This window comes from Spongiactinospora gelatinilytica, from assembly GCF_003236385.1.
GTDB classification, from domain to species: Bacteria; Actinomycetota; Actinomycetes; order Streptosporangiales; family Streptosporangiaceae; genus Spongiactinospora; species Spongiactinospora gelatinilytica.
This window is the reverse complement of the sequence record NZ_POUA01000405.1, coordinates 1-6,732: the sequence shown is the minus strand read 5'-3', so window position 1 is coordinate 6,732 and position 6,732 is coordinate 1. Positions and strand designations below refer to the sequence as shown.

Sequence of the window (6,732 nt, the reverse complement as noted above, 5' to 3'; positions counted from 1 at the left end):
GATCGTCCACCTCGGCGGTGTGGAGCACCTGAGCGACTGGGCCGAAGACGTGCCCGCGACGGCGCGGCTGCTCGCCGAACGCTTCTGGCCAGGGCCGCTCACTCTGGTCTTGCGGCGCGGCCACCGAGTGCCCCTTGAGACGACGGGCGGTCTGGAGACGATGGCCGTACGCGTACCCGGCCACCCCGTTGCGCTTGCGCTGCTGTCGGCTTTCGGAGGCGGTGTCGCGGCCCCGTCCGCCAACCGCTTCGGCTCGGTCAGCCCCACCACGGCCGGCCACGTTCGCGCGGAGCTCGGTGATGCCGTCGACTTCGTGCTGGACGGCGGTCCCTGCGAGGTCGGCGTCGAATCGACCATCGTCGACGCGACGGGTGATGTGCCGAGCGTACTTCGGCCTGGCGGGGTGACACGCGAAGATCTCCAGGCGGTGCTGGGGCGCCCGCTCGCGGTCCACCCGACGAGCCAGGTCCGGGTACCTGGTCAGCACCCGTCACACTATGCGCCGCGTGCCCGGGTCGTCCTGGTCGAGCCTGAGAAGGTGATCGCCGAGGCGGAGCGCGCGCAGGATCTCGGGCACCAGGTAGGCGTTCTCGTTCCGCCGTCCTTCGCCGCTGCCGCCGTGAAAGCGCACGCCGTGGTGACGGTCCCCGGCTCGACGGCCGCTTACGCACGTCGGCTGTACAAGTTCCTGCGCGAGTTCGACCAGCAGGGGTGTGACCTCATCGTCGCCTCCTTGCCGGTGGAGGAGGGCCTGGGACTCGCGATCGCCAACCGGCTCCGCCGCGCTGCGGGACCCCGGCCCGCCGAGTGACCGGCCCCCGCGCCGTATGCCGGGGCGGCGTGGTGTGGCTGCGAGGGGACACGCCGCACTGGTCATCGAGCTTGGACTGCCACCTCGGCTCCGGATGGCCGGTCGCGGGCATGCCCGGGAGCTTCTGAAGCGCGTTGACCAGGTGATCTCGGCCGCAAGGAAGCCGATGACCAGCGCTATGGATCGACAGGGGCAAGCGATCTGATGCCGTCTCAGGCACCGGTCACCGTCTGGGGCATCGCCACCGGCCCGCGAGTGGTGACCAGGCGCGCGCTTCCGTCGGCCAGCCGGTAGGACAGGCCCACCACGGCGGTCCGCCCGGTGGTGATCTGGTCGGCCAGGACCCGGGAGCGGTCGGCGAGGAGTTCGGCGGTGCGGCGGATGTGCTCGGCGATGATGTCGTCGTCTTCGGTGAGCCCGGCGGCCCGGGCGGCCAGGACGCTGGAGGTGACCCGCTCGATGACGTCGCGTACGTATCCGGTGGTGCTCACACCCCCGGCCACGGCGGCGCGGGCCGCGGCCACCGCGCCACAGGAGTCGTGACCGAGCACCACGACCAGCGGGCAGTCCAGCACGCTGACCGCGTACTCGATACTGCCCAGCACCTCCGGCCCCGCCACGTGCCCGGCGGTACGCACCACGAACAGATCGCCCAAGCCCTGGTCGAAGATGATCTCCGCGGCGAGGCGGGAGTCGGAGCAGCCGAACACCACGGCGAACGGGCGCTGGCCCGGCGCGGTCTCGGCGCGGCGCGCGGCGTCCTGGTTCGGGTGCTGCGGCGCGCCGGCGACGAAGCGCCGGTTGCCGGTCAGCAGCAACTCCAGGGCATCAGCGGGAGACGGTGCGGCGGCGGTGGTCATGGCCACAAGGCTACAGCCCAGCCCACCGCCGTGGCGGAATGCGATCGCTGGGCGTCCCGCGGGGCCGAATACTCCTTGCACACGCCTACCCCACGCCGCCGGCTCACCCGCCCGCGGCCGGGAGGAACGAGGCCCACCGCGCATAGGCCGCCTGGAAACTCACCCCCGCCGCCGCGGCGACCTGAGCCCAGGAGGCCCCACATCCCAGGGCGGCCCGCACCGCGCGGGTCAGCCGCCCATCCGCGGCCTCGGCTTCGGCCGCGATGCGGGCGAGCCCCTCCAGGGCGCCGGCCGGTTCGGCGTGATCCCGCCACTCCTCTTCGATCGCCCTTCGCCTCCGGCGGCGGTGTGGCGTACCGGCCGGCCTGCTCGGCCCAGACCACCGGCACCCACAACGGCCCGCGCCAGCCGCACTCGCACAACCCGCGCCAGCCGATCACCAGGCGGCCGTCCTGGATCTTCGACTCAGGGCCGATTTCAGGAACCAAGGCCGTCGGCGGGGCTGATGGCGAAGCGAGGACAAGTCTCTCAAAGGCGCAGCGCTCCCTGGCGTCCCGAGCCGTAGGGGCCCTTGATGCCGTGTCCGCTGGGTGACTGCGCATTTCGGCTGGATGCTGCCTCTCGCCTCATGCGCGCAAGTACGCGTCAATTAACGCAAATGGCACGTACGTATGCAAAGGTGGCCTTCCGCTTAATATCGGCGGGCGAAGTGGTGGAGCACGCGAATAGGCGGTGGAGGCTCCGATGCTGTGATAAAAGAGGTGGGACTTTCCCGGATGAAGCCCGCTACCGGGTATTCCTCTCCGCTACGGGCAAGGTGTCAAAGTGGACCATCTCTGGTTGAATTACCTGAAGGTGCATGTGGCTGCGCGTATCGATCGCGCACGTAACGCACCCAGCCGGGGCGCTTCGGCGGTCGAATGGGTGATCATAACCGCCATTATCGCCGGCGTAGCTTTTGCGCTGGCCACGCTGATAAAGACGCTGGTCGAGCAGCAGCAGGCGGATATCGAAAAGTTCTTCGGGAGCGGTAAGGAGTAAGGAGCCTCGCTAAAAGAGTGACACCCCGGACAAGCAGTTATTGCTTCGTTCAGGGTGTCGCTGCTCGCAGCTGCTTATGTGTGATGAGGGTGTGAAATTTCAGACGAAACGAAAGTTCCCGGTAGCATAAATGGCGCGGCTGCTCAGCGCACCCAAACGCTCGCTTTACATGCTGCTCACTTGATGGCGTTTTGGGCTCCAATACGACCACGGCAGAGCTTGAAGCTCATACTGATGTTCGGCGGGATCGGCAAAGGCGAGCGGAACCGGATCAAGATGCGGGTCCGTACCACCATGGCGGTACAAGCCAAGATCGAGGGCCGCTTCCTCGGCGGACGCCCGCCCTACGGCCGCCGCCTGGCCGATCTCGGCCCGCACCCCACCCAAGGGAGGCCGCCGACGGCAAGCGTCTGCACCGCCTGGAGCCGGACCTGCTGACCGCCCCGGTGGTGAAGCGGATCTTCACCGAATTTCTGAACGGTTCGGGCTTGTACCTGATCGCCGAAGGGCTGACCGGGAAGATCGTGCGAAACGCGTGCACCCCTGGCATCTGCCGCTCTTGCGGCCCGGTCGAGGTCAGGAGGCGCACAGCGCGTACGCGACGACCGTGCCTTTCGGCATCTCGGCGAACCATCCGGAGGCGTCGTAAATGGGGCCGTTGCTGGTGACGTAGTCGCCGATCGTGCCGACGTGGGCGACCTCGAAGGTGACGACCCGGTAGCCGCCGCCCACGACGCAGGAGGTGTTACACATTTCAGCGGTCTGAGTCACGGCCGGTACACGTGGGCGCGGACCGTGAGCAGCACCACGATCAGGATGCACCAGATGATCAGCCCGTCCGCCGACCCGCCGACCCGCCGACCCGTCGAGCAACAGAGCCGCACGACGATGAAGATTCCAAAGATCGCGACATGCTCGGCCCGGTCGCGTACGCCTCAGGCCTCCCTTTCCCGCTCGGTGCGCCGGCGGAGGCGGCGGATGCCGCCGAACCAGGCCGGGACGTCGCGTTCGTCGTCGAAGCCGCGGGCCACGACGATGTCGGTGGAGGAGTGCAGCACGATGGACAGCACGATGGTGACCGCCACCAACTGGAAGACCTGCCGCGAGGCCGCGATCGCGGAACTGAGCACGAGCAGGCCGTAGACCACCGAGGCGAATCCCTTCGGGCCGAACCATGCCACCGCCGCCTGCTCGCGGATCGACAGCCCTGACCCGAGGAAGGAGATCCAGATCGCGACCGGGCGGGCCAGGATGAGCGCCAGGACCGCGAACACCCAGCCCTGCCAGCCGACCGACCCCAGCAGTGCCGGGGTGATGAGCGCCCCGAACACCAGCAGCGCGGCCAGCTTGAACACCTCCGCGATCAACTCGCCGAAGTGCTCGAACGATGCCCGCTGCCGTTCGCCGAAGGTGGCCACGGTGATGCCGGCCGCGAACGCGGCCAGGAACAGGTTGCCGTGGGTGACCTTGCCCAGCGCCAGCACGAGCAGGCCGATGGCCAGGGCGTTGAGCGGCTCGTACTGGGTCGAGGCGGCGAACCAGCGGGTCTGCTCCAGCTTGATCGCCAGCCAGGGCACGGCCACGCCGATCACGATGCCGATGCCCAGTTCCAGGCCCAGTTCGCCGAGATGCAGGTCCGCCGAGCCGGCGGCGATGGCGAGGAAGAGCACGACGAACGGCAGTGCGAGTCCGTCGTTGACGCCGGACTCCACGTTCAGCAACTGGCGTAGCCGCGGCGGTACCTTTTCGTTGCCGACCAGAGCCGCGGCGAACACCGGGTCGGTCGGTGCCAGAACGGCGCCGACCAGCAGCGATTCGACCCACCCGAGGCCGATCAGATAATGGGCCAGCAGGGCGGTGATGACGAGCGTGAGCGGCAGCCCCCAGCCCAGCGCCCGGCCGGGCAGCCGCCAGGCGGTGCGCAGGTCCTTCCATCCGACCCGCATGCCGTCGCTGAAGAGCACGGCGAACAGCGCCAGCTCGGCCAGGCCGCCGACCAGCTCGTCACCGGGGGTCAGGGACAGTACGCCGAGCGCGCCGTCGCCCAGGACGAACCCGGCGACCAGGAACAACGCCGCGGTCGACAACACGGTGCGGTGGGCCAGGCTGGACAGCAGCACGGCCAGCAACAGCAGGCCGGCGAAGGCGGTGAGCAAGGTCATGATCATGGAGTCACCATGGGCCGGAGGAGGGACCGTAGCGCCGCCTCGGTGGTATCGAAGACCGGCAGGAGCGCGAGCAGGCCGGTGACCTGCAGCCATCGGGTGACCCGGGCACCGGGCCGGGCGAACGCGACCGCCGCGCCCGGCCTCCTAAGGTGCCGATGCGCGTTGATCAGGCAGGAGACGCCGGTGGCGTCGAGGAAGGCCAGTTCCGCCAGGTCGATCAGGACGGGCCCGTCCAGGCGGTCCTGAGGAAGCGTCTCCAGCCAGGAGTGCCAGATGCCGGCGGTGTTCCAGACGAGTCGTCCCGCCGGCCGGACGACGAGAACGCCATGGCGTGTGGCTGTGGCGATCGTGAGCGTGTCGTCGTCCATCACCTCTCCAGGCGGGGGTCGATGCCGGTCATGCGAGGTAGCGCAGCCACAGATAGGGCACGCACAGGGTGACGGTCACCGCGGTCACGATCAGGCCGTAGCGGGTGAACTGCCAAAAGCCGATCGGTGTGCCGTTGCGGGCCGCGATGCCCAGTACCACGACGTTGGCCGCCGCGCCGACGGCGGTGGCGTTGCCGCCGAGGTCGGCGCCGAAGGCCAGGGCCCACCACAACACCTGTCCGGGCCCGTCGCCGCCGGTGGCCTGGACCAGGTCGGCGACGATCGGGCTCATCGTGGCGACGTAGGGGATGTTGTCCACGATCGCCGACAGCACCGCCGAGGCGCCCAGCAGCCCCAGCGCGGACAGGCCCGGCCGGCCCTCGGTCGCGGTGAGCGCGGCCTGGGAGATCTGCCCGATCACGCCGGTGTGGACCAGCGCGCCGACCATGACGAACAACCCGGCGAAGAACGTCAGCGTGGGCCACTCGACCTCGCCGAGCGCCTGCGGCGTGGTCACCTTGGTGGCCGCCACCAGGACGCCCGCGCCCAAGATCGCCACCACCGAGGGCTCGTAGTGCAACACCGGATGCAGCACGAACGCCGCCATCACCACGGCCAGCACCGCCAGGCTTTGGACCAGCAGCCGCCGGTCGGCGATCGCCTCCCGCTCGTTCAGGGTCATGATCTGCGCGGCCCGCTGCGGGTCGTAGCGGAACGCCTTGCGGAACAGTACCCGGCACATGGCGATGTAGACCGCCATCAGCACGATCACCATCGGGGCCATATGGATGAGGAAGTCGTTGAAGCCCAGGTTCGCGCGGCTGGCGATGATGATGTTCGGCGGGTCGCCGACCAGCGTCGCGGCGCCGCCGATGTTGGAGGCCATCGCCTCGGCGATCAGGTAGGGGGCCACCGGCAGCGCCAGCCGCTCGCACACCAGGAACGTCACCGGCGCGATGAGCAGCACGGTGGTGACGTTGTCCAGCAACGCCGAGGCCACCGCGGTGATGACGACCAGCAGCACCATCAGCGGATAAGGACGGCCACGGGCGCGTTTGGCCGCCCAGATCGCCAGATACTCGAACACGCCGGTCTGCTTCAGCACGCCGACGATCACCATCATGCCCAGCAGGAGGAAGATGACGTTCCAGTCGATGCCGGTCGCCTCGTCGAAGAACGCGGCGTGGGCGTCGGTGGCGTGGATGAGCAGCATGATGCCCGCGCCGCCGAGGGCGGCGGCCACCCGGTGGATCTTCTCGGTGGCGATCAGCGCGTAGGCTCCCACGAAGACTGCCGTGGCCGCCCAGGCGAGCAGGTTCACGGGCTGGTCACCCGGTCCAGCAGCGCCTGGAGGGTGACCGCGCCGAGCAGGCGGCCCTCTTCTACGACGGCGACGAGCGGGCTGTGGGTGCGTGCCATCAGCGCGGCCAGTTCCAGTACGGTCGCGTTCGGGTCGGTGACCGGCAGTTCGCGGGGTTTGGGGG

Annotated in this window: 9 protein-coding genes; 3 read left to right on the top strand and 6 right to left on the bottom strand. The window is 69.2% G+C overall.

Annotated features, from left to right (window positions below; all coding sequences use genetic code 11):
• A partial coding sequence (locus tag C1I98_RS33105; RefSeq protein WP_111171280.1) for an L-threonylcarbamoyladenylate synthase occupies positions 1–811 on the top strand: 811 nt, incomplete at its 5' end.
• Between the two features lie 212 nt (positions 812–1,023).
• Here C1I98_RS33105 and C1I98_RS33100 read toward each other — a convergent pair.
• Positions 1,024–1,671 carry a carbonic anhydrase gene (locus C1I98_RS33100; RefSeq protein WP_111171279.1) on the bottom strand — a complete coding sequence of 216 codons (648 nt, stop codon included), beginning with the start codon at positions 1,669–1,671 and terminating at the stop codon, positions 1,024–1,026.
• Between the two features lie 825 nt (positions 1,672–2,496).
• Between C1I98_RS33100 and C1I98_RS33095 the strand changes: the two genes are divergently transcribed.
• Together C1I98_RS33095 and C1I98_RS33090 are read left to right on the top strand one after the other, a co-directional pair.
• The gene (locus tag C1I98_RS33095; RefSeq protein ID WP_111171277.1) at positions 2,497–2,712 is read left to right on the top strand and encodes a hypothetical protein; all 216 of its coding nucleotides are present in this window, start codon (positions 2,497–2,499) and stop codon (positions 2,710–2,712) included.
• A gap of 219 nt (positions 2,713–2,931) precedes the next feature.
• Entirely contained in the window at positions 2,932–3,150 is a 219-nt protein-coding gene (locus C1I98_RS33090) for a hypothetical protein (RefSeq protein ID WP_199537395.1), read from the top strand.
• Positions 3,151–3,288: 138 nt separating this feature from the next.
• On the opposite strand, the gene C1I98_RS43295 is transcribed toward C1I98_RS33090, so the two are convergent.
• The 5 genes from C1I98_RS43295 to C1I98_RS44585 all read right to left on the bottom strand — a co-directional run bounded on the left by C1I98_RS43295 (position 3,289) and on the right by C1I98_RS44585 (position 6,715).
• The gene (locus tag C1I98_RS43295) at positions 3,289–3,465 is read right to left on the bottom strand and encodes a hypothetical protein (RefSeq protein ID WP_199537394.1); all 177 of its coding nucleotides are present in this window, start codon (positions 3,463–3,465) and stop codon (positions 3,289–3,291) included.
• A gap of 182 nt (positions 3,466–3,647) precedes the next feature.
• The gene (locus tag C1I98_RS33085; RefSeq protein ID WP_233508396.1) at positions 3,648–4,880 is read right to left on the bottom strand and encodes a cation:proton antiporter; all 1,233 of its coding nucleotides are present in this window, start codon (positions 4,878–4,880) and stop codon (positions 3,648–3,650) included.
• The gene (locus C1I98_RS33080; RefSeq protein ID WP_111171276.1) at positions 4,877–5,248 is read right to left on the bottom strand and encodes an STAS domain-containing protein; all 372 of its coding nucleotides are present in this window, start codon (positions 5,246–5,248) and stop codon (positions 4,877–4,879) included. The genes C1I98_RS33085 and C1I98_RS33080 overlap by 4 nt, the downstream gene beginning before the upstream one ends.
• Positions 5,249–5,276: 28 nt before the next feature.
• Complete coding sequence (locus C1I98_RS33075) at positions 5,277–6,569, bottom strand: ArsB/NhaD family transporter (protein WP_111171275.1); 1,293 nt, start codon at positions 6,567–6,569, stop codon at positions 5,277–5,279.
• Positions 6,566–6,715 (bottom strand): CBS domain-containing protein, encoded by a 150-nt coding sequence (locus tag C1I98_RS44585; protein ID WP_267898096.1) that lies wholly within the window; start codon positions 6,713–6,715, stop codon positions 6,566–6,568. Before C1I98_RS44585 ends, C1I98_RS33075 begins: the two co-directional genes overlap by 4 nt.
• Positions 6,716–6,732: the final 17 nt, after the last annotated feature.

Bases quoted from the DNA above. Each gene is read 5' to 3' on its own strand.
- C1I98_RS43295 (WP_199537394.1), bottom strand. From the start codon at position 3,465: ATGTGTAACACCTCCTGCGTCGTGGGCGGCGGCTACCGGGTCGTCACC.
- C1I98_RS33080 (WP_111171276.1), bottom strand. From the start codon at position 5,248: ATGGACGACGACACGCTCACGATCGCCACAGCCACACGCCATGGCGTT.
- C1I98_RS33100 (WP_111171279.1), bottom strand. From the start codon at position 1,671: ATGACCACCGCCGCCGCACCGTCTCCCGCTGATGCCCTGGAGTTGCTG.
- C1I98_RS33085 (WP_233508396.1), bottom strand. From the start codon at position 4,880: ATGATCATGACCTTGCTCACCGCCTTCGCCGGCCTGCTGTTGCTGGCC.